Source organism: Dethiosulfatarculus sandiegensis, from assembly GCF_000931935.2.
GTDB classification, from domain to species: Bacteria; Desulfobacterota; Desulfarculia; order Desulfarculales; family Desulfarculaceae; genus Dethiosulfatarculus; species Dethiosulfatarculus sandiegensis.
In genome coordinates, this window is sequence record NZ_AZAC01000001.1 from 112,441 (window position 1) to 132,870 (window position 20,430).

Below are 20,430 nucleotides of genomic sequence, written 5' to 3' on the forward strand. Positions count from 1 at the left end.
CCCCTTTATAACTTAAGTGGATATGGGCCCATGCTCCTGCCTTTTGCCATTGCCTTTTTGGTATCAGTATGCCTTACTCCCGTGCTGATTTTCCTGGCCCGAAAAATGGACTGGGTGGTGCAGCCCAGGGATGATCGCTGGCATAAAAAGCCTACTGCGGTTTATGGCGGGGTGGCGATTTTTATTGCCTTTGCAGTGGCCTTTTGGGCTTCGGGTTCTTATACGCGTGAGTTTTGGGTTTTGGCAGGTTCGGCAGGCCTGCTTTTTCTTTTGGGGTTGTGGGATGACACCTGGGAGATGAAGCCCCAGGTCAAGTTTCTGGCTCAGCTTTTCGTGGCCCTTTTTGCCGTGAGTCAAGGGGTTGGCATAGATTCTTCCCTGGTCCCCTGGCCCTGGCTGGAGATCCCCCTGGCCGTTCTCTGGCTGGTGGGCATCACCAATGCGGTCAATATCCTGGATAATATGGACGGCCTTTCCTCCGGGGTTGTCTTTATCGCCTCGTCGGTCCTGGCCCTGGGCGCCTGGCTCAGCGGATCTACAGGAGGGGGATGCTCCCTGGCCGCTATCCTGGCCGGTTCAGCCTTGGGCTTTTTTATTTACAATTTCAACCCTGCCAAGATTTTCATGGGTGACTGCGGCTCCATGTTTTTGGGCTTTACCTTGGGTGGTCTGGCCCTTTTAAGCACCGGCACTACGGCCCATGCCAGTCAGACGGCCTTTGCCGTGCTGGTGCCCTTGGGGGCTTTGGTGGTCCCTATTTTCGACACCACCCTGGTTTCCTTTCAGCGCTCCACCCATGGGCGCTCCATTGCCCAGGGCGGTCGCGACCACTCCAGCCATCGACTGGTCTTTTTAGGGCTCAGTGAGCGCAGGGCCGTGGTTTTGCTCTTGACTATCAGCGCGCTGGGCGGTTTTTCCATTCTTTTGCTTTCCAGATACGCCACGATTCTTACTGCGGTTGTGGTGCTGGTCTTGCTTTTGGTGGGGCTTCTTTTCTTCGGGGTTTATCTGGGTGAGGTCAAGGTCTATGACTCGGGGCGCAAAAAAAGGATCCAGGGATCTGTTTTAAGCGGCCTGGTGATGCATAAAAAGCAGCTTTTGCAGATTGTTGCCGATCTGCTTTTGCTCTCGGCGGCCTATACGGCTTCCTGGCTGTTGAGGTTTGACGGTGTCCTGGTGCCGGGGGAGATGACGCTCCTGGCCAAATCTTTGCCTATTCTCTTGGCTATCAAGATGGCCTGCTTCTGGTTTTTCGGGCTTTACCGGGGAGAGTGGAGGTATCTGTCGGTTTACGACATTATCCAGATAGTCAAGGCCTGCGTGCTGGGATCGTTGATTCATGTCCTGGCCCTGGTTATTCTGTTCAGGTTCGAAGGCTACTCCCGCGCGGTTATGATCATCGACATGCTGCTGGCCCTGGTTTTTGTGGCCGGCGCCAGGAGCCTGATACGGGTTTTCCGGGAAAAAGTGCGGGGCGCAACCGGGATTCCGGTCTTGATCATGGGCGCAGGTGACGGTGGTGAACTTTTGCTGAGAGAGCTGCGCAACAATCCCAACCTGAATTATATCCCGGTGGGTTTTGTGGATGACGACCCAGCCAAGCAAGGCTCGGTGATCCACGGCATTCACGTGATGGGCACCAGGGGAGACATCCCCAAACTGGTCCGGAAACACCAGGTGGGCAGGGTCTTTATCTCGATCCTTTCCACCAAGAATCATAATTTTAGTGATGTCTTCAAAACTTGTGAGCAGATGGATATTCCCTGCTCCCGCATTCAACCTATAATTAAGCTCTAGTTGGGCCTGAAAAAGGCCGTTCCTTTCAAAATTTGAATTTGGTAAAAAATTACGGCTAACCCGTGATCCGGGTTTGTTTGCGAAAGGATTGGCCGGGGGGGGTGGCTATTTTTTACCCAGCCCGGACCTTCGGGCCAAAAGATGGCGGTAAACTTCAGTTAAAAACCTGATGTACTGCTGGCTGGCGGTCTCATCGCTTTGAGTGAAGGTCACACTGGTGGCTCCCTTAAGCTTGCCTTTGATATCGCGTACATCCTCGGACCTCACCACCCTTGCCTCCAGAACAAGTTTCTGAACTCCACTTAAAAGGGCCAGATTTAAAAGCTGATGTTTGGAAAAGCTGAGCATGATGTCGTGGTAGAACTTCAACCCTCCGGCAGAAAGATCCATCAGCCCCAGGGGAGTCTTCTCCGGCCACAGGACCAGACGCATGTCCAGGTCTTCGGGAGGCGTTATGCGATAGGCCAGGCGCAAGGTGACCGGAGTCAGTTCGGATGGGGCCTTGACAGTGACCACGTTTTCGGTTGTGGTTTCGTTCAGGCGGTAACCCAGGATCACATCCAGTATCTGGGTTTTATATCCCACCCTGAGCCAGCGCCCTCCGGGCACGTCCATATAACGGGCCAAAAAGGAAATTTCCGCCTCGCGGCCTATGTCCGAACGCAGGACCGGAGGCGAGGTCTGAGCCAGGTGAAGGATATTTTCATTATCTATATCGTGGATCAGGGAGGGCCTAACTTCAGGGTTTTCTTCCCAACCCTTTCGCAGGAGCACCATTTCCGCCTGGCGCATGGGCCTTATGCAGGTGTGAAGAAGGCTTTCCTGGGTGGGAAGCTCCCTTAGGTGGTCCTCAACAAGGTTGAACTCGTTGGGGGGTAGCGCCACTTCACTGAGGCGTATCTCCTGAGGATCAAGTTTGACCGGTTTTATCGTTTGCGGCCTGGAGAGTTCCTGTGAGCTTGCCAAGCCCCTGGGGGCGGCAGCCTGATTTTCCCTTCTTTTTTGTCTGCGGGAAACTCCTCTGGGAAGTTCAGCTAGTCGCATCAAGGCCTCTGGGTTAAATACGGGAAGGCAGCCGTTGCCCTGACCCGGTTAAGGTTTTGATGATACCCTACTAATTCCAGTATACCGCAATGTTGAAGGCCGCGCCTTTAATCGCAGCTTATCCCCTTACGACCAGGATTTATTATTCATCAAAATAATGTTCCACTTTCCAGACACCCGGCTCAATAACGGTTTTGGTGTATTTACCCAGTTTGGCAAAAACGGCCAGCATGGATTTGTTCCTGCCGAAGCTGATGGCCCAGAACCCCTTGATGCCCTTGGTCAGGGCATATTCAGCCAGGTGGGACTGCAACACCGTTCCCAGGCCCTGACCGGCGTAATCTTCATGCACAGTGTAGGCAACCTCGGCCAGGTCCCTTTCCTCCTCACGGTCATAGCGACCCACCCCCACTATTCTTTCCGCGCCTATGGGCCCGGTCGTGGCCACCAGGGCCATTTTACGGTCATAGTCCAGGTTAACCATGCCCTGGGCGCTGGCGTGTGGCATGGCCCTCACCGGGCGGAAATAGCGGTTGTACACGGTCTCTTCGGAATGGGAATAGAAGAACCTCTGTAAAAGCACCTCATCGGTGGGCTTGATAGGCCTGATCTGAACCTCGGAACCGTCCTTCAAGGTGGCGGTGGTTTCCATGAATTCGGGATAAAGGTGCTGGTTCGCTTCTATGAGGATCTGATCGGGATAGACATAGGCCTTTTCCTTGGCCTGCTCCAGGAGCTCTGCCCTGAAACGGGGGTGGGCAATACTGATGAGCGCCATGGTTCTTTCCCGAATGGATTTTCCATGCAGATAGGCAACCCCGTATTCAGTCACCACGTAGTGAACATCGCCCCTGGTGGCTATGATACTGGCGCCTTCGGCCAGCTTGTGCACAATGCGGCTTGCCGTTCCGTCTTTGGTGGTGGAAGGCAACACTATGATGGGCCTGCCGCTTTTGCTCATGGCGGCCCCGCGCAGAAAGTCCAGCCTGCCGCCGATGCCGGAATAAAATCTCATGCCTTCGGATTCACTGGATACCTGGCCGGTCAGATCCACTTCCATGGCGCTGCCGATGCTGGTGAGGTTATCGTTTTTGGCGATTTCCTTGGGATCATAGACCTGGGAACTGGGTAAAAACAGAAAATTCGGGTTCAGATCTACAAAGTCATAGACTTTTTTGCTGCCCACACAAAAAGTGCAGACCGCCCTGCCGGGGAAATGGGTTTTTTTCTGGCAGGTGATGACTCCTTTTTCCACCAGTTCGATTATATTGTCGGTTATGGCCTCGGTATGCAGGCCCAGGTCTTTTTTCCCCTCGAGGTGTTTTAAAATTTCATTGGGCAGGTGCCCGTAGCCCACATGCAGGGTGTCCCCGTCCCGGACAAGTTTGGCGGCCTCTTCGGCTATTTTTTGACCCACTTCGCTAGTCTGGGGAAAGCGGTATTCCAAAAGGGGTTCGTCATGCTCCACAAAGGCGTCTATTTTGCTCACAGGCAGGTAGGTGTTGCCCATGGTGCGGGGCATGTAACGGTTCACCTGGGCAATAACGTAATCTGCGTTTATGGCAGCGGAACGGGCCACATCCACACCAATGCCCAGAGACACCCAGCCGTGTTTGTCCGGTGGGCTCACTTGAATCAGGGCCACATCCAGGTGCATATAGCCCAGGGCAAAGAGCTCTTCCACCTCGTGCATGAAAAGAGGGGTGTAGTCCGCCCTGGCCTGGGTCACTGCCTCACGGGTGTTTGGACCGATGAAAAGGGCGTTGTGGCGGAACCTGCGGTCAAAGCGGCTTTCAGTGAAATCGGCCCTTCCCAGGGTTACAAAGTGCAGGAGTTCCACGTCATGAAGCTCGTCTGCCCGGTTCATGAGGCCCTTCACCAGGGCGAGCGGCTCTGCGCAGGCAGTGCCCACAAACACCCTTTGACCTCGCTTAACCCTTTTGAGGGCCCTTTTCAGCGGCATGACCCTTTGTTCGTACAGTTTCAGCGGATCCACCTTCCACCTCCGTTATAGGCCTGATTATCAATGTATCATCTGTGAGTCTTTCTTCCAAACCGGGATTGGGTCATGTTTTTCTTAAAAAATTGTAACTAGCTAAAAAATAATCTATTTTTCAAAGGTTGGCCGGTATGGGGGGCGTAATCTCGAGAGGTGGTCGGAGCAAGCTTCCCGAAGCGGTCCGGAAGAACACCAAAAAATGACAGGGCGTTTTTGGGCTCTCGGAATGAAATATTTTTTTATATTCAAATAAATTGATAGGGTCTGTTGTTCTATAAGGAATATTAATGACATATCCCTCAATTTACCCCTAAAAGCTGGAAAAATCAGGACCTTGGCCGGGATGCAAAGCTTGAGTTCATAGTCTTCCGAAGAGTGACAGGACAGACGGTGGCCTGTAAGAAAAACGCAGGATAAATCGTTGATTATTCCAGGCCTTGCCCAAGGCCTGCTTGTAGTGGGTTGTTAAAACCCGTCTTCTTAGTCACAATGCCAACACAAACAGGCGGTCGGGATGATAACTTGCCCGATCCCTTAAAAGCAGTTTAAAATTGATAATAACCAAGCTCAAATCACTAAACTGGGTATTGCTATCGTGGATAAACAGAACAAGAGGGCTATTTCCGAAATCTCCTTTGACGGCACACTGCCGGACAAACCGGCCGACCTTTACCGCCTGCACAGGCTTTGCCTGCGCATGTTCGGCATGATGACCAGGGATGTGCCTCTCCAGGCAAATAACCTGGCCGAGGCCGTGTCTTATTCCCTAAGCAAAAAGGAACGAAAAAACCTGGCTCAGCTTTTAGAGGAGGAGTTGCCGGTTTTCATAGCCCTTTACGCCCTTGAGCATCTATCTTCCATGTCCGAGTTCAGCGAAGAGGGACCGGCAGAGTTGATCCGCTCTCTTTTACTGCCTTGCTTTTCCCTGAGCTATCTTGATTTATATGATCAGCACCAGGATCCTTTGAAGCATGTATTGGCCCGGGTGGACTGGTACCTGGACGGTGACAAGGGCGAGCCCCTATCCGCTTTCATTGACTATGCCATTACCTTGGTTGGTGAAAAATTAGGAGATGGTGAACCCCTGCTCAACTACATCAAGGATAATCTCCAGCCGGAGATGGATAAGCGCCTTGAACTTGCTGTTCGCTATGAGTTCGCCCTTGATTCTTAGGGTATAATCCACACATCGTAAGACCTCTGTTGCTGTTTTGCCGCCGGTAAGCTTGGGCGGCGATGGCCCATGGTCCTCTGCATGATGCATGCTTAATTGACGTGAAGCAAAAAAACTCGTAAAATTAAATCTTTATAAGATTGGTCTGATTTAAGGGGCAATAATTTTCATACGAAGATTCGGCCTTTTGCATATGGTTCTTGTTTGAGTTAAGGAGTGACTCCTGTGAAACCCACCATTGCACTAACCCTGGGGGATCCGGCCGGAGTAGGGCCTGAGATTGTAGCCAGAATCTGCCATGATGAGGAAGTCCGCGCGGCTTGCCGCCTTTTGGTTATCGGGCGCTCCATGCTTCTCAGCGCCGGGGCGCTGGCCTGCAATCTGCCTGAACCGGAAGTGGATATGGTGGAGGCCGGCCAAGGTGCGGAGATAAAGCCCGGTTTACCCTCTGCCGCCAGCGGCCGCCAGGCCGGGGCCTTTATCGAAAAGGCTTGCGAATTATGCTTGAACGGGCAGGCCCAGGCTATGGTGACCGCGCCGATAAGCAAAGAAGCCCTGCAAAAGGGCGGTTATGCAGATACGGGTCACACCACCATGCTGGCCAGGCTCACCGGGGTGAAAAGGCCGGTGATGATGTTGGCCGGATCTCACCTCAAAGTGATTCCGGTGACGGTGCATGTGGCAATCAAAGATGTTCCCGGCTTGTTGACCAGGGAGCTGATAATTGAAACCGCCCAGGTCGCCATGGCCGACATAATAAAATTTTTCGGTATCAAAAACCCCAGGCTGGCTGTGGCCGCCCTGAACCCCCACGCCGGGGAACAGGGGCTTTTCGGTGATGAGGAGTCCCGGGTTATTGAGCCTGCGGTTCAGTATCTGAGGGAAAAGGGGATAAATGCCCAGGGTCCTTTTTCGCCGGATACGGTTTTTTTCAGGGCCAGTAAGGGCGAGTTTGATTTTGTGCTGTGCATGTATCACGATCAGGGCCTTATTCCCATGAAGCTGTTGAATTTTTATGACGGTGTCAATGTGACCCTGGGGTTGCCTCTGATTCGCACCAGTGTGGACCACGGCACGGCCTATGATATAGCCGGCACAGGCAAGGCACGGGCGGACAGTCTGAAATCAGCGGTTATGCTGGCCGCTAAAATGGCGAAAAAGGCCTTTCCCGACTGAAAATTTCAAAAAAATCGGTTTTTGCACCCCGGCATGTGGATTTCCCACTACCGGGGTTTGCTTATTTGAAGTTGGGTGTATACTATACATGTATTGAGTTTGGTCTCTTAGGGCACAGTCCTGGTAAGCAGGTATATTTAGTTGCCATAAGATGTTTTTTTCGGCTGATTGATACACCCGGCCCAGGTGGTTATTTGGGGCGTAGTCCGCTTCCGGTTTTGAACTTCAGGCGCCGGTGGAAGAAAGAAAATCAAAAGACGATGCTTAAAGATATAGAGGTTCGTGGAGCCAGGCAACACAATCTGAAAAATATAAACGTGACCATGCCCAGAGACCAGCTGGTGGTGGTCACCGGGCTCTCCGGGTCGGGTAAATCCACCCTGGCCTTTGATACTATCTACGCCGAAGGGCAAAGGCGCTATGTGGAATCACTCTCCGCCTATGCCCGCCAGTTTCTGGAGCGTATGGATAAACCCGAGGTGGAATCCATTGAAGGGCTCTCGCCCGCCATCTCCATAGAACAGAAGACCACCAGCAAGAACCCTCGCTCCACCGTGGCTACGGTAACGGAGATATACGATTATTTAAGGCTGTTGTATGCCAGGGCAGGGACTCCCCATTGCCCCAAATGCGGCAAGGTGATTCGTTCCCGTTCGGCCCAGGAGATAGTGGACCAGCTTATTGCCCTGGGTCAAGGTGTCCGGCTCACTCTGCTGGCTCCGGTGGTTAAATCCAGAAAGGGTGAGCACAAACAGGTATTCGCCCGCCTTATGAAAGACGGCTTTGTACGGGCGAGGGTTGATGGCGAATTGGAGGATCTCTCCGAGCCACCTTCTTTGGAGAAAAACAAAAAGCATAATATAGAAGCGGTGATAGACCGGATCATCATTAAGGAAGGCATCACCAGAAGGCTGACCGACAGTGTTGAGCTGGGCCTCAGCATGGGCGAAGGCATTATTCTGGCCTGGCTGCACGGAAAAGACGGTGAGCCGGATAGAGAAGAGCTTTTCAGTGAGCGCCTGGCCTGTGATGAATGCGGGATCAGCCTGCCGGAGCTGACTCCGCAGATGTTTTCCTTTAACTCCCCTCAAGGGGCCTGTCCTTCCTGCGACGGTTTGGGGCAAAGGATCTTTTTCGATCCCGACCTGGTGGTGCCGGATAGTTCCCTGAGCATAAAGGGGGGAGCCTTGGCGCCATGGCAGAACAGGGATTCCGATTATTACCTGCAGACCCTGGATGCCCTGGCCTCCCATTTAGGTTTCGACCTCACCACACCCTGGCAGGATTTGCCTGATGAGGTGCGGCATCAGCTTTTGTTCGGCACCGAAGACGAGATTGAGTTCAACCTGGACAAGGGCACCAGGGGACACTATTTCAAGCGTCGCTGGGAAGGGTTTGTGCGCCATCTGGAGCGTCGCTACCGGGAGACCACCAGCCAGGTCATACGCGATGATTTGGGCAAGTACATGAATTCCCAGCCATGCCCGACCTGCAAGGGCGCCAGGCTTGTTGCTACTTCCCTGTCCGTGCTGGTGGGCGGCCTGGATATTTACAGCCTCACCCGCATGGCCGTGAGGGACGCTTTGAAATTTTTCGCCGATCTCAAGCTCGGTGAGCGTGAGATGTTGATTGCCGACAAAATTTTAAAAGAAATAAAAGAACGTCTCAGGTTCATGGCCGATGTGGGGTTGGATTATCTGACCCTGGACAGGGCCGCCGGCACCCTTTCCGGTGGAGAGGCCCAGCGCATCCGCTTGGCCACCCAGATAGGCTCCGCCCTGGTGGGTGTGTTGTATGTGTTGGATGAACCCAGCATTGGCCTGCACCAAAGAGACAATATGCGTCTATTGGACACCTTGAAGCGTATGCGCGACCTGGGCAACACGGTTTTGGTGGTGGAGCATGATGAAGACACCATCCGGGCCGCGGATTATGTGGTGGATATGGGGCCCGGAGCAGGCAGGCACGGGGGGGAAGTGGTCTTTGCCGGAACCCCGGCCGAGCTTTTGAAGAGCGAAAAAAGCCTTACCGGTCAATATCTCTCGGGCCGCAGAGGTATTGCCGTTCCGGAGAAACGTCGAAAGGCAAAAAAGGGTTTTATAGAACTCAAGGGATGCAGGGAGCATAACCTGAAAAATGTGGATGTGAAGATTCCCTTGGGACTCTTTACCTGCGTTACCGGAGTGTCAGGCTCCGGCAAATCCACTTTGGTTTTAGACACCCTTTACCGCGCCCTGGCAGCCAGATTGTTCCGCGCCAAGGAAAAACCAGGCGCTCACAGCAGAGTGCTGGGCCTGGAAAAGCTGGACAAGGTGATTGACATTGACCAGTCTCCCATAGGACGCACCCCGCGTTCCAATCCAGCCACTTACACCGGGCTTTTCACCCCCATAAGGGAGCTTTTCGCCCAAGTGCCCGAGGCCAGGGCCAGGGGTTATAAGATGGGGCGTTTTTCCTTTAACGTAAAGGGAGGGCGCTGCCCTGCCTGCGACGGGGACGGCATTATCAAGATAGAGATGCATTTCTTGCCGGATGTTTATGTAAAATGCGAGGTCTGCGGAGGCAGGCGCTATAACAGGGACACCCTTGAGATCACCTACAAGGGCAAGAACATCTCTCAGGTACTGGATATGACCTGCAACCAGGCGCTCAAGTTCTTTGAAAACGTCCCCAAGGTGCGCAATAAGCTGGAAACCCTGGTGGATGTGGGCCTGGGCTATATAAAATTGGGCCAGGCCGCCACCACCCTAAGCGGCGGCGAGGCCCAAAGGGTGAAGTTAAGCAAAGAGCTGGGTAAACGGGCCACGGGCCGCACCCTGTATATTTTGGATGAGCCCACAACCGGCCTTCATTTTGCTGATATTGAAAAGCTCCTGGAGGTATTGAGGCGTCTAGTGGAAAAGGGCAACACCGTGGTTGTTATTGAACATAACCTGGAAGTGATCAAGACTGCGGACCATGTTATTGATCTCGGTCCTGAAGGCGGTGATCAGGGGGGCACAATCGTGGCCCAGGGCACTCCCGAGGAGCTTACCGGGATTGAGGCCAGCTATACGGGCCTTTTTTTGAAGCAGGTTTTGCCTGATTGTAATTAAAGAGCTGTTTGAAAGACCGTTTATTATTTTCAAGAATTGCGTTATTAAAAGTGAACTTAAGCAACTTGTTAATATTATATGTTTTTTCATGACACAGGGATCAGGGACATCTGTGCCTTTAGTGCAGAGCTTTTATTAACATCTGCTACGCTCCAATCTTGGACTTGACAATAAACCAGGGCTTGTATTAATTTTTACCCCTGCCCCGCATAGTTGATATAGTTTTTATGGGTCAAGAAGCCCGGTCGACATCTTCTAAGATGCCGGTCGGGCTTTTATATTTTGAGGTGAAGATGTTTGGGGTGACTACAAAGAAATACGCGTTTCCCTGGGTAATAATCTTAAAAGTAGTTCAGATCGTCTTCATTATACTATTGAGTATTTTTATTTGTAATTCGCTTGATAGCTTGGCAACGGATGGATATGTGACCGAGCTGAATTGGAATGGTAATTATGAAAAAATAAAAGATTCAACAAAGGAAAAGCCGAAAACAGATGACAGCTCTTCTTGGGTAGCCATTTTATTTGTAACCCCGCTTTTTTTACGATTTATCGGTAATTTGTTTTTCCTGGGCAGGTGCTCTATTCAAACAAAAGGTGATAAGAGGGACAAAGATATAGATGGTTACTCATTAATATTGCGATTTTTGGGAGTGGATCTTCCTTGGGTGGCTTATATATTGATAGTCATAGTGCTTGTGTATATTCCAATAAAGCCTTTGTGTGCCAAATTAAATTTTCTGGGATATAGTGCATTTATTATCGGTGTGATTTCAGTGGGCTCAATATTGACTACCGTTGGTTTTTTCTTTGATACAAAAATTAGTACGGGAAGAATGGCTAAGTTTGGGCTGTTGTTTTTTGGACTTGGATCCTTTATAGGCACTGCCAACCTTATGGGTATAGCCTTGATGGTGCATGATCATAAAACCAGATTTAGTTGTAAAGATAATTACTGCCTTGCCATAGTTAAAAATGTTCCGGAAAATTATATCCAAAAAATGGATTCTAGACTGGGGGTCAAGCTTGAAAATGAAAATAATGGACAGACAGGTGCTAAGAGAATAGGTGGGAAAGATGAATCCAACCAAGTAGATTCGAAGGGAAATGCGGAAGAAAGGGCTTTAAATTTTGATGAATCCTACTCCATTTTTTTTCAGGAGAAGAAAAGCGAGGTCATATATTCTAAAGAAAAATATCAAAAAATTTTATATGCTCCATATCAGGAAATGGTATTAAAACCTGAAGATTATTTCAAAGATGATAAAGTTGTGAAATTAAATGCTTTGGCTTTGGCAAAAATAGTTAGGAAAATCCATTACCACTATAGTAAAGGATATCAGGTCAGTCTATATGTCGAGGGAAGGACAGACGATAAGCCTATATCGACTAATGATGCCAATTATTCGAATAATCAGCATTTATCTGAGACAAGAGCCAAGGCCTGTGTAATGAGGATAAGAACCCTGGTAGCTAATTATTGTTTAAATAACCGGAAAAAGAATGATAAGCACTTTATTGATTTTGATCCGATAGTTAGGGATGTTACATATGGAGCAGGCAATGACTATCATGATCTTGGAAAGCAAAAAAAAGAAGGCCAGCATTATCGAAAGGCTGAAATAAAAATAGTGCCTGGAAGAATGCTAACTAAGAATGCAATAGATGATTCACTTAATAAGCAGGGCTTTCCTTTACTAACGGAACAGATAAAATTTTTAGATTACTTTTATTTCTCAATGTATACCATAACTACAACTGGTTATGGTGATATGGCTCCGGTTTCACCCTGGTCCAAATTTATAACGGTTTTTCTGAATATTTACGAATTGATTTATATCGTGATTTTTTTCAATGTGCTTTTGAGCCTTACTAAACAAGCTCCATCTCCTGAATTTAAGGAGATCAAAGATGAGACTGATAAGCGCATTAATCGGTTATTAGATAAAATAGATAGGTTGGCTAGATATAGGAGGGTTGCGGGAAGACAGCAGCATCGACGCTCCCCTGATGAGACTGTTTCCATATCACAAGAAGGAGAAGAGTCGGTTACTGTCAAGCAGCACGAATAAGTACCCTCAGATTTGGGTCCCCAAATCTATGGATTTATAGATTTGAATAGCTATATGAGGTTGATGCATAGCCGACGAACGGCTATGCATCAACCTCATACATTTTTTTATAGCACCCCCGGATTAAATCAGGCGCTGGTTATATGGTAAGCCAGATTGTCTAATTTAACCGTAAAGTCCACATTTTCCACCTTGCAAGTAGGCGGAACCTGTAGTTGAGTGGGAGCGAAATTCAGGATTCCCGCAATGGGAACCTGTTGGAAACGATTGGCAATATCCTGAGCCCGATCAGGAGGTGTGCAGATAACCCCTATCTCGGCGCCGGTTTGGCGGCAAATCTCTTCCAGTTCGTCCACATGATGTATCATAAGCCCGGTGGCCAGCTTGTGGCCGACTTTGATGGGGTCTACATCAAAGGCGCAGGTGAATATGTAGCCCTGCTGGGTGAAGTTTTCATGGGCCACCAAGGCGCAACCCAGGTTGCCTGTGCCGACCAGGGCCAGCTTCCATTGGCGGTTAAGCCCAAGGATCTTTTTAATATCAAACAAAAGTTCCTTGACGAAATATCCCACCCCGCGGACCCCGAATTGTCCGAAATAAGCCAGATCCTTACGTATCTGAGCTGGGTTTACTCCGCAGATTTCTGCGAGTTTTTTACTGGAGACCACTGTCTCCGAGCTCTGAGCCAGTTCTTCCAGGGCGCGGGAATAGATGGAAAGACGGCTGATGGTGGCTGCTGGTATCTTAAGGAACTTCATATTCGGCCTCGGCTTTTGTGCGCTCAAGCACATGCACGACCATGAGAAGGCCGGGTCCCCCTACGGGTGACCCGGCCATTCCAACGTAACTACATACCCAGGAACTTGGCTACAGGCTCTGCCATGGGATAGGCGTAAAGCAGGATCAGGCTGACGACCAGCGAGTAAATACAAAGAGACTCGATCATGGCCAGACCGATCAGCATGGTCACGGTGATTTTACCAGAGGCCTCGGGGTTTCTGGCGGTGCCTTCCACCGCACCCTTGACCGCGATGCCCTGGGCGATGCCGGTGAAGGAAGCTGCGATGCCCAGACCGAAACCGGCGGCGGTAACGGTGGCGGCGAACAGCTTGGCGGCTTCGGTCATGGCGCCGGGATCAGCGGCCATGGCCACAGCGCTCAGCCCCAGTACGAACAGGCCGGTCAGAGCTGCGGTCAACGAGAATTTTTTCATTGCTAATTCCTCCTAAAACGTTTCTCTTAGTGCCTTCTTCCAAGTATTTAGTGTGCCTTAAGCAACTTGAAATTAATTTTCGATCAGTGAGCCTCTTCAATGGCTCCGGCGATATAGAGCATGGTCAGCAGGCTGAAGATAAAGGCCTGTACAAAGCTGGTGAAGATTCCCAGGAACATCATCGGTAAAGGCGCAAAGAACATACCGGCCAGCATGAACAGAATCGCAACCACCAGGTCTTCGCCAAGGATGTTTCCGAACAAACGGAAGGTCAGACTGAGCACCCTGGCGAAGTGACCGATGATCTCGATCGGTAACATGATCGGCGCAATGGCCCACATGGGACCGGTGAAATGCTTGATGTATTTAAAGCCATGCTCCTTGACGCCGATGGCCTGGGTCACAATGAAGACCACAATAGCCATGGAAAGGGGCGTATTCACATTGGAAGTGGGAGCGTAGAGCCCGGGCACCAATCCGGACCAGTTCATGATCAGGATATAAAGGAAAAGGGTGGCCACCAGAGGAATATAGGGCCTGCCTTCCTCTCCCATGACATCGATGGCGAAATCCTCATACCCGCCGATAACGGCTTCCATGAAGTTTTGTCCGCCTGAGGGGATCATTTTAACGGTGCCAACCGCGAGTTTGGCTGTCACGCACAAAAGCAACGCGACAAAGGCGGAATATGTGATCTGGGGATAATGATGCGCGAATTCACCCAATCCCACGAAATCCAGAAGCCACGGTAAGATTAGAAACGGGTGTTCCATGCTTTAATAGGCCTCCTTATAAAGCCTGCGCGCCTTAACGGCACCGAAGATAATGACCGACACAACCACCACCGAGAGCCCCACCAGAAGACCCAGCGGCTCCACCAGTTCCTGGCTGACCAGAATCCAGAGGCTGAGCGCGGTCGCTATGAACCTCAGATAATACTTGAACAGGACAACGCCCATGGCGCCTTTAGTGTCGCGAGGCAAAAAGGCCTTGCACAGGGTTTTTTCCAGCAGACGGAAGTTAATGACCGCAACCACTCCCCCCACCACCACGCTGATGGCGCTTAGCAGGGGTGCTACGAAAAAGGCTCCCAGGGAGACCACGGAAAATACCGTCAGGTTTGTGATCCAAAGGTCGCGGACAATGCCCGCCTCCCGAGGGGCCAGTCGTGTGGAGTTGCCTGCCAACCGATTTGCCTCACAAAAATTTCGCCCTTTTGGCGATTATATACAAGTTCCGGAATCCGGCTATGATGCCCACCCCCAAGCCAATGAAAAAACCCCAGGGTGCAGTGCCGAATTTTTTGTCAATCCAATACCCTACGCCAAGGCCCAAAACTATTGCCAGCACCATGGCCAGCCCCATGGAGCTGACCCTGGCCAGGAGTTTAAGGTTTTCCCTTGTCTGGTCATTTATAAAACGGCCCAACTGGGTTGCCTCGTAAAAATTGAGATAAAGCCGTGGGAAACGGCCACCCAAATCTCTGGTGAAATGCACCGGCGAACCTAGTATCCATCACACCCTTGAGGTCCTGAAATAATCCCCTTAGCCGAGTGGGGCATTTCCGGTCAATCCCTGGTTGTGCCTTCAATCACATGGGTTCTGGACATAGCTAACATGACGCACTAAGGGAGTCAAGATTTTTTGAACCAGGATCTCTCACAAAGGCGCAAGCTCAGTCTTATTTATAGATAACCGGCGTAGGTGACAAGTCAAAAATGCATTTATCCGCCAAATGAAGTTTTTTCCCCGGAGCCAACGCTCCGGGGTTGAAATGACGATCAGGACGTGATCTCTTCCAGGGCCTGGTTGCAGACTCCCAGAATCTGGTCAATATCGTCTTCCTGGTGAGCCAGGGAGACAAATGTGGCCTCAAAGGGGCTGGGAGCCATGTAGACTCCTTTGGCCAAAAGGGCGCGATAATACCGGGCAAACAGCTCTGTATCGCTTTTGGCGGCCGATGCGTAGTCTGTTACCGGGCCTTTTTGGAAAAAGACGGTGAACATGGAGCCCACCCGGTTGCCGGTGTGATCCAGGCCTTTTTCTTCAAAAAGCTCCAGCATGCCGCTAAACAGCCGGGCGGCTTTCTCTTCCAGCTGGTCATAGACCCCGTAACCCTGCAGAAGTTCAAGGACAGCCAGTCCGGCGGCAGTGGCCAGGGGATTTCCCGAAAGGGTGCCGGCCTGATACACGGGTCCGCAGGGGGCAATTTGGCTCATGATGTCTTTTTTGCCGCCATAGGCCGCCACAGGCAGGCCGCCGCCTATAATTTTGCCCAAGCAGGTCAGGTCCGGAGTGATTCCGAAGTGTTCCTGCGCACCGCCCAAGGCCAGACGGAAACCGGTGATCACCTCGTCAAATATCAGGATGGTCCCGTATTTGTCGCACAGGGCGCGCAGCCCCTCCAGGAAGCCGGGAGCCGGCGGGACCACACCCATGTTCCCCGCAACCGGTTCGACGATCACGGCCGCGATTTCCCGGGAGTGCTGCTCAAAGGCCTGGGTTATGGCATCCAGATCATTATAGGGCAGGTTGAGGGTCAGACTGGTCATCTCCTCCGGAACGCCCGGAGATGAAGGTATGCCGAGGGTGATCAGCCCGGATCCTGCGGCGACCAATAACCCGTCCGAATGGCCGTGATAGCAGCCCTCGAACTTGATGATTTTATTTCTGCCGGTGGCTCCCCTGGCCAGCCTGATTGCGCTCATGGTGGCCTCGGTGCCCGAGCTTACCAGGCGGACCTGTTCCAGACTGGGAACCGATGCGCACAGTTTTTCGGCAAACTCCACTTCCGCCTGGGTGGAAGCTCCAAAGCTGGTGCCTTTTTCAGCCGCTTTGGTCACCGCCTCCACCACTTCGGGGTGAGCGTGCCCTAAGATCAAGGGGCCCCAGGAACCCACGCAATCAATATACTTGTTGCCATCCACATCCATGACCCGGCAACCCTGGGCGCTTTTGATAAAAGGAGGTGTGAGCCCCACCGAGGCCATGGCCCTGACAGGGCTGTTCACCCCGCCCGGAATAACTTTTTGGGCCCGCGTCCAAAGCTCTTGGGAGCGGATGTTGGTCATGAGTCGTCTCCTGCTAGAATTTGTTATGCGCCCGTAGCCTTCTGGTCAGGTCGGCTAAGGTGTACTCAGCTTTCAAAATAACTCATTGATGTCTTTTTAAGTTCTTTTTTGGAGAATAAAAGGGCGTAGTCTTCTGCACAGACGGCCTTTGCCATCTCCTTAACCAGCTCCAGGCACTCTTCCTTACTGCGGCCGTGGACCATGGTGTAGAGATTATAGGGGAAATCCTCCGGATTTGGGGTCTCCCTTTCATAGCAATGACTCACAAAGCGGTAGGCAGCCAGCTTTTCTCCCGTTTCTTCTGTTTTATCGGGTTTTATCTGCCAGGCAACCATTACATTGGCGCTGAAACCGGATTGCTGGTGGCGCAGGGTTGCACCAAAGCGGCGCATGATTCCCTTATCCGAGAGATCCCTGATGCGCTCGACCACCTGGGCTTCGCTCAGCCCCAGCTTCTTGGCCATGGCGGCAAAAGGCCTGGGGGTCAGTTCAAGATCACCCTGCAGGCGGGCGATTATTTTTTTATCTATTTCGGCGATCACGTACGCCTCCTTTTCGATCCTGAATTCTAGGGGTGGAACTCTGATCCTGTCAAGCTATCCCTAGGGGCCGAGCCAGTAAAATTCCGCTTCTGCGGCCCGGCAATGGTTTTAAGAGACTCTTTGCTGCGCTTGTGAAAAAAACCTTGAGATTGTCTGGGGTTCAATGCCTGGGAATCACAAGCTTCTGGCCGGGATGCACCAAAGATCCCCTAATTTGGTTGGCCCTTTTCAGGGATTGCAATCTCACCCCGTTCTGACGGGCAATGGACGAGAGGGTCTCGCCAGACTTCACCACCCAGGTTCCTCTGGAAGGCCTTTTCTCCCCCTTTAAACGGGGGATCCGGGCCTTGAGTCCGGCTCCTTTTCCCTTGGGCACCCGGATGGTGTGAGTGCCCGGCGGCAGCAGATAGCGCCTCATCGCCGGGTTAAGGCTTTTCAGTGCCCGCACCGTGGAGCCCGTGGCCAGGGCCAGGGTGCGCAGGTGCAGGGTGCGTTTAAGCCTCAACACCACCTTGTCCGACGGGATCGGTTTATACAGGCGGTTTTCCCCCAGGGTGTAGCCGTAACGGGAAGGGTCTGTGAGCACTGCCTTAACCGCCAGTATGCGGTAGACATAGCGCATGGTTTCATCGGGCAGGTAAAGGTGAAAATAATCCTTTACACCCTGTTCCTTTATTTCTCTTCTCACCCTGGCTTCTCCGCAGTTGTAGGCCGCCATGGCCAGAGGCCAGGAGTGAAATTCATCGTGTAGGTCTTTAAGGTAGGCCAGAGCCGCGGTGGTGGCTCTCTCCGGGTCCAGGCGATAGTCGAACCAGCGGTTCTTGGTAAGTCCGTAACGCTTGCCTGTGCCTGCTATGAACTGCCAGAGCCCCAAAGCTCCGGCCGGGCTTCTGGCTTTTCTTATCAAGGCGCTTTCAGCCACAGCCAGATACTTAAGGTCATCGGGCATGCCCTTGGCCAAAAGTCTCCTGCTTATATAGGGGAAATAACGCGAAGCCCTTTTCATCCACATCACCACCTGAGCCTGGTCATGGACCGAGATATTGAATTCACGGTCCATTTGTTCTGCCACAAAGGGTAGTTCCAAGGGGACTTTGTGACCGCAGAGAGTCATTTTTTTGGGGGGGGCGGGAAGATAGCGTTGGGGCGGCACCGGTGCGGAGACAGAGGATTTGGATGCTTCGCTTTTTACGGCGGAGGAGGCGGCCCATGCCTCGGGCCAAAGGATATTCCCGGTAAAGGGTGGGCCGGCGCCTAGGAGCAGGGTCAGAAAAAAGGCTGTCCATGCCAGTAAATAGTGTTGTGTGCGGTTCATCTAGGCCGGCTCCTGTTTGAAATGGTCAAAACCTGTGAGACTGATTTCCCTTGTCTCCCCTTGAGGCAGTTCCAGGAAAACCCCGTTCTCCTGCGTTATCTCCCCCACTTGGGTTATGGCAAGCCCGGGCTCCGCCTTTTGGGCTTTTTCTTTTATTTCAACTAGATTACCAGGTGGGCAGGTGAAGAGCAGCTCAAAATCCTCCCCACCGGTAAGGGCCCAGTCCAGGGGATCTTGAGCCGCCTGGGCGGCCAGCCCTCTGGTGATCTGCGCCATGGGTATGTGGTCTGACCAGACCGAGGCGCCAACTCCGGAGGCCCTGCACAGACGGGCCAGGTCTGTGGCCAGGCCGTCTGATATATCCATCATGGAGTTGACCAGGCCGTTTTGGGCCAGAGTCAGGCCCAGATTCACCCTTGGCAAGGGGCGCAAGTGGGCGGCTATGGCCTTTTGGGCCGTGGAGTCATGGGGCGAGCCTCCATTTTGCAGCCAGAAGAGTCCGGCCCTGGAGGCGCCCAGATTGCCGCTGACGCATATTGCGTCGCCCTTTTGGGCGGTTGCGCGCAGAATCGGTTCATAGCCCTTACAATAGCCTATGAGACAGATGTTCAGGGTGACCATGGGAGAGCGCACCGTATCCCCTCCGGCCAGGATAAGGCCGTGGTCTTGCCCCAGACGGTTCAAACCCTGTAAGAGTTCCTGCACAAATTTCCTGGCGGGGCTTTTCGGCAGGCCGAGAGAGAGAAAGGCAAAGGCGGGTTTGGCCCCCATTGCACCCAGATCGCTTAAGTTTGCCGCCATGGCCCTTAGCCCCAGGTCATGGGGTGTTATGTAGGCAAGGTCAAAATGGACCTTTTCCACTAAAAGGTCTGTGGTGACACAGGCCTTGCCCAAACCGGGCTCCAGCACCGCGGCGTCGTCTCCTATGCCCATGGAAAGGCCCGGGGCCTGTTTGGCCGAGGCGGCTCCCACCATGGCGATAATCTGTTCTTCGGTCAAGGTTTCCGAGGTGTTGGAATTGGAGAGCGCCAAAGGGGTGAACTCCTTTCGGGAGTGGATGAAAAAGGCCGGGGCTTAAAAGACCGTCAGGCAGGCCGGACAGCGGGCCGGCCCGCTGTCCGGCACAGGCTTATTTGCGCTCGTCAGAGGCATACAGGTAGTTCAGCAGCGCCGGATCATATTCAAAAAGTTCTTCTGCGCTGAAGAAACGGGCCACTTCGGCCTTGCCGTTTTCCACAGAATCGCTGGCATGGACCAGGTTGGCCTGCATGCTCATGCCAAAGTCGCCCCTGATGGTGCCGGGATCGGCATTCCTGCTGTTGGTCACACCGCAGAGCTTTCTGCACACATCCACGGCCTCCAGGCCCTCAAGGCACATGGCGATGACCGGGGTGCGGCTCATGAACTCGGTGATGGTGGGGAAGAAGGGCTTATCCACCAAATGGCTGTAGTGCTCTTTCAACAGGGCGTCGGTAAGGGCGATCATCTTGATGCCCGCGATCTTAAGGCCTTTTTGCTCAAAACGTTTCAGAACCGTGCCGGCCAGGCCGCGGCTGATGGCATCGGGTTTGATAAGTATAAGGGTGCGTTCCACGATATTTCCTTTCAATACATTTAAATAATAAGATTTACCGAACCTTGCACGTCCGGTGTTTGACTTTGATCAAAGGGGCCCGGTCCGCTTCGGCCCGGAGGCCCAGGCGTGAATTTTGACAAAATAATTGGGTAATCACAAGTGGTTTGCCTTGTAAAATCTCCGTTACCGCCACAGGGAGTCGACAATACAGTCGGCAGGCGGGCAAAAACGGTCGGTATTCCCCTTTCAAAACTGTTGGGTTAATTACTCCATGAGGACAAGGGGCTTGTCAAGGAGACTGCTTGCCCGGTCATGGGCGGCAAGATAGACTGATTTCTATATCCTTGCCGAATCAT

17 protein-coding genes are annotated in these 20,430 nt (G+C 52.2%); 5 read left to right on the top strand and 12 right to left on the bottom strand.

Going from position 1 to position 20,430, the window contains the following annotated elements; all coding sequences use genetic code 11:
- The first annotated feature begins 30 nt into the window (after positions 1–30).
- Entirely contained in the window at positions 31–1,797 is a 1,767-nt protein-coding gene (locus tag X474_RS00535) for a hypothetical protein (protein WP_044346102.1), read from the top strand.
- 105 nt (positions 1,798–1,902) lie between these two features.
- Here X474_RS00535 and X474_RS00540 read toward each other — a convergent pair whose 3' ends face one another.
- Both X474_RS00540 and X474_RS00545 read right to left on the bottom strand, forming a co-directional pair.
- Positions 1,903–2,841 carry a PilZ domain-containing protein gene (locus tag X474_RS00540; RefSeq protein ID WP_044346103.1) on the bottom strand — a complete coding sequence of 313 codons (939 nt, stop codon included), beginning with the start codon at positions 2,839–2,841 and terminating at the stop codon, positions 1,903–1,905.
- Positions 2,842–2,983: 142 nt separating this feature from the next.
- Entirely contained in the window at positions 2,984–4,837 is a 1,854-nt protein-coding gene (locus X474_RS00545) for a GNAT family N-acetyltransferase (protein ID WP_052514683.1), read from the bottom strand.
- A gap of 598 nt (positions 4,838–5,435) precedes the next feature.
- Here X474_RS00545 and X474_RS00550 point away from each other — a divergent pair.
- The 4 genes from X474_RS00550 (at position 5,436) to X474_RS00565 (ending at position 12,357) form a co-directional block, all read left to right on the top strand.
- Positions 5,436–6,014 (top strand): hypothetical protein, encoded by a 579-nt coding sequence (locus X474_RS00550; protein WP_044346104.1) that lies wholly within the window; start codon positions 5,436–5,438, stop codon positions 6,012–6,014.
- A 225-nt stretch (positions 6,015–6,239) separates the two neighbouring features.
- A complete protein-coding gene (gene pdxA, locus X474_RS00555; RefSeq protein WP_082464059.1) occupies positions 6,240–7,190 on the top strand; it encodes a 4-hydroxythreonine-4-phosphate dehydrogenase PdxA in 951 nt (316 codons plus the stop codon).
- A gap of 260 nt (positions 7,191–7,450) precedes the next feature.
- The gene (uvrA, locus tag X474_RS00560; RefSeq protein WP_044346106.1) at positions 7,451–10,285 is read left to right on the top strand and encodes an excinuclease ABC subunit UvrA; all 2,835 of its coding nucleotides are present in this window, start codon (positions 7,451–7,453) and stop codon (positions 10,283–10,285) included.
- A 302-nt stretch (positions 10,286–10,587) separates the two neighbouring features.
- On the top strand, positions 10,588–12,357 hold the full coding sequence (locus X474_RS00565) for a potassium channel family protein (protein WP_197281904.1): 1,770 nt from the start codon (positions 10,588–10,590) through the stop codon (positions 12,355–12,357).
- A 128-nt stretch (positions 12,358–12,485) separates the two neighbouring features.
- Here X474_RS00565 and X474_RS00570 read toward each other — a convergent pair whose 3' ends face one another.
- The 10 genes from X474_RS00570 to ndk form a co-directional block, all read right to left on the bottom strand.
- Positions 12,486–13,115 carry a redox-sensing transcriptional repressor Rex gene (locus X474_RS00570; protein ID WP_044346108.1) on the bottom strand — a complete coding sequence of 210 codons (630 nt, stop codon included), beginning with the start codon at positions 13,113–13,115 and terminating at the stop codon, positions 12,486–12,488.
- Between the two features lie 89 nt (positions 13,116–13,204).
- Positions 13,205–13,570 carry an ATP synthase F0 subunit C gene (atpE, locus tag X474_RS00575; protein ID WP_044346109.1) on the bottom strand — a complete coding sequence of 122 codons (366 nt, stop codon included), beginning with the start codon at positions 13,568–13,570 and terminating at the stop codon, positions 13,205–13,207.
- Positions 13,571–13,653: 83 nt separating this feature from the next.
- A complete protein-coding gene (gene atpB, locus X474_RS00580) occupies positions 13,654–14,343 on the bottom strand; it encodes a F0F1 ATP synthase subunit A (RefSeq protein ID WP_044346110.1) in 690 nt (229 codons plus the stop codon).
- Between the two features lie 3 nt (positions 14,344–14,346).
- Complete coding sequence (locus tag X474_RS00585; RefSeq protein ID WP_052514685.1) at positions 14,347–14,757, bottom strand: ATP synthase subunit I; 411 nt, start codon at positions 14,755–14,757, stop codon at positions 14,347–14,349.
- 10 nt (positions 14,758–14,767) lie between these two features.
- Entirely contained in the window at positions 14,768–15,067 is a 300-nt protein-coding gene (locus X474_RS00590) for an AtpZ/AtpI family protein (protein ID WP_197281905.1), read from the bottom strand.
- Positions 15,068–15,351: 284 nt separating this feature from the next.
- On the bottom strand, positions 15,352–16,641 hold the full coding sequence (gene hemL, locus X474_RS00595; protein WP_044346111.1) for a glutamate-1-semialdehyde 2,1-aminomutase: 1,290 nt from the start codon (positions 16,639–16,641) through the stop codon (positions 15,352–15,354).
- A 65-nt stretch (positions 16,642–16,706) separates the two neighbouring features.
- Positions 16,707–17,183, bottom strand: coding sequence for a siroheme decarboxylase subunit beta (ahbB, locus tag X474_RS00600; RefSeq protein WP_044346112.1), 477 nt, complete (start codon positions 17,181–17,183; stop codon positions 16,707–16,709).
- A gap of 160 nt (positions 17,184–17,343) precedes the next feature.
- A complete protein-coding gene (locus tag X474_RS00605; RefSeq protein ID WP_052514687.1) occupies positions 17,344–18,498 on the bottom strand; it encodes a lytic transglycosylase domain-containing protein in 1,155 nt (384 codons plus the stop codon).
- Positions 18,499–19,530 carry a thiamine-phosphate kinase gene (gene thiL, locus X474_RS00610; RefSeq protein WP_052514690.1) on the bottom strand — a complete coding sequence of 344 codons (1,032 nt, stop codon included), beginning with the start codon at positions 19,528–19,530 and terminating at the stop codon, positions 18,499–18,501.
- Positions 19,531–19,627: 97 nt separating this feature from the next.
- A complete protein-coding gene (gene ndk / locus X474_RS00615; protein ID WP_197281918.1) occupies positions 19,628–20,095 on the bottom strand; it encodes a nucleoside-diphosphate kinase in 468 nt (155 codons plus the stop codon).
- Positions 20,096–20,430: the final 335 nt, after the last annotated feature.

Bases quoted from the DNA above. Each gene is read 5' to 3' on its own strand.
- X474_RS00605 (WP_052514687.1), bottom strand. From the start codon at position 18,498: ATGAACCGCACACAACACTATTTACTGGCATGGACAGCCTTTTTTCTG.
- uvrA (WP_044346106.1), top strand. From the start codon at position 7,451: ATGCTTAAAGATATAGAGGTTCGTGGAGCCAGGCAACACAATCTGAAA.
- X474_RS00570 (WP_044346108.1), bottom strand. From the start codon at position 13,115: ATGAAGTTCCTTAAGATACCAGCAGCCACCATCAGCCGTCTTTCCATC.
- X474_RS00540 (WP_044346103.1), bottom strand. From the start codon at position 2,841: ATGCGACTAGCTGAACTTCCCAGAGGAGTTTCCCGCAGACAAAAAAGA.
- atpB (WP_044346110.1), bottom strand. From the start codon at position 14,343: ATGGAACACCCGTTTCTAATCTTACCGTGGCTTCTGGATTTCGTGGGA.
- X474_RS00535 (WP_044346102.1), top strand. From the start codon at position 31: ATGCTCCTGCCTTTTGCCATTGCCTTTTTGGTATCAGTATGCCTTACT.
- atpE (WP_044346109.1), bottom strand. From the start codon at position 13,570: ATGAAAAAATTCTCGTTGACCGCAGCTCTGACCGGCCTGTTCGTACTG.
- hemL (WP_044346111.1), bottom strand. From the start codon at position 16,641: ATGACCAACATCCGCTCCCAAGAGCTTTGGACGCGGGCCCAAAAAGTT.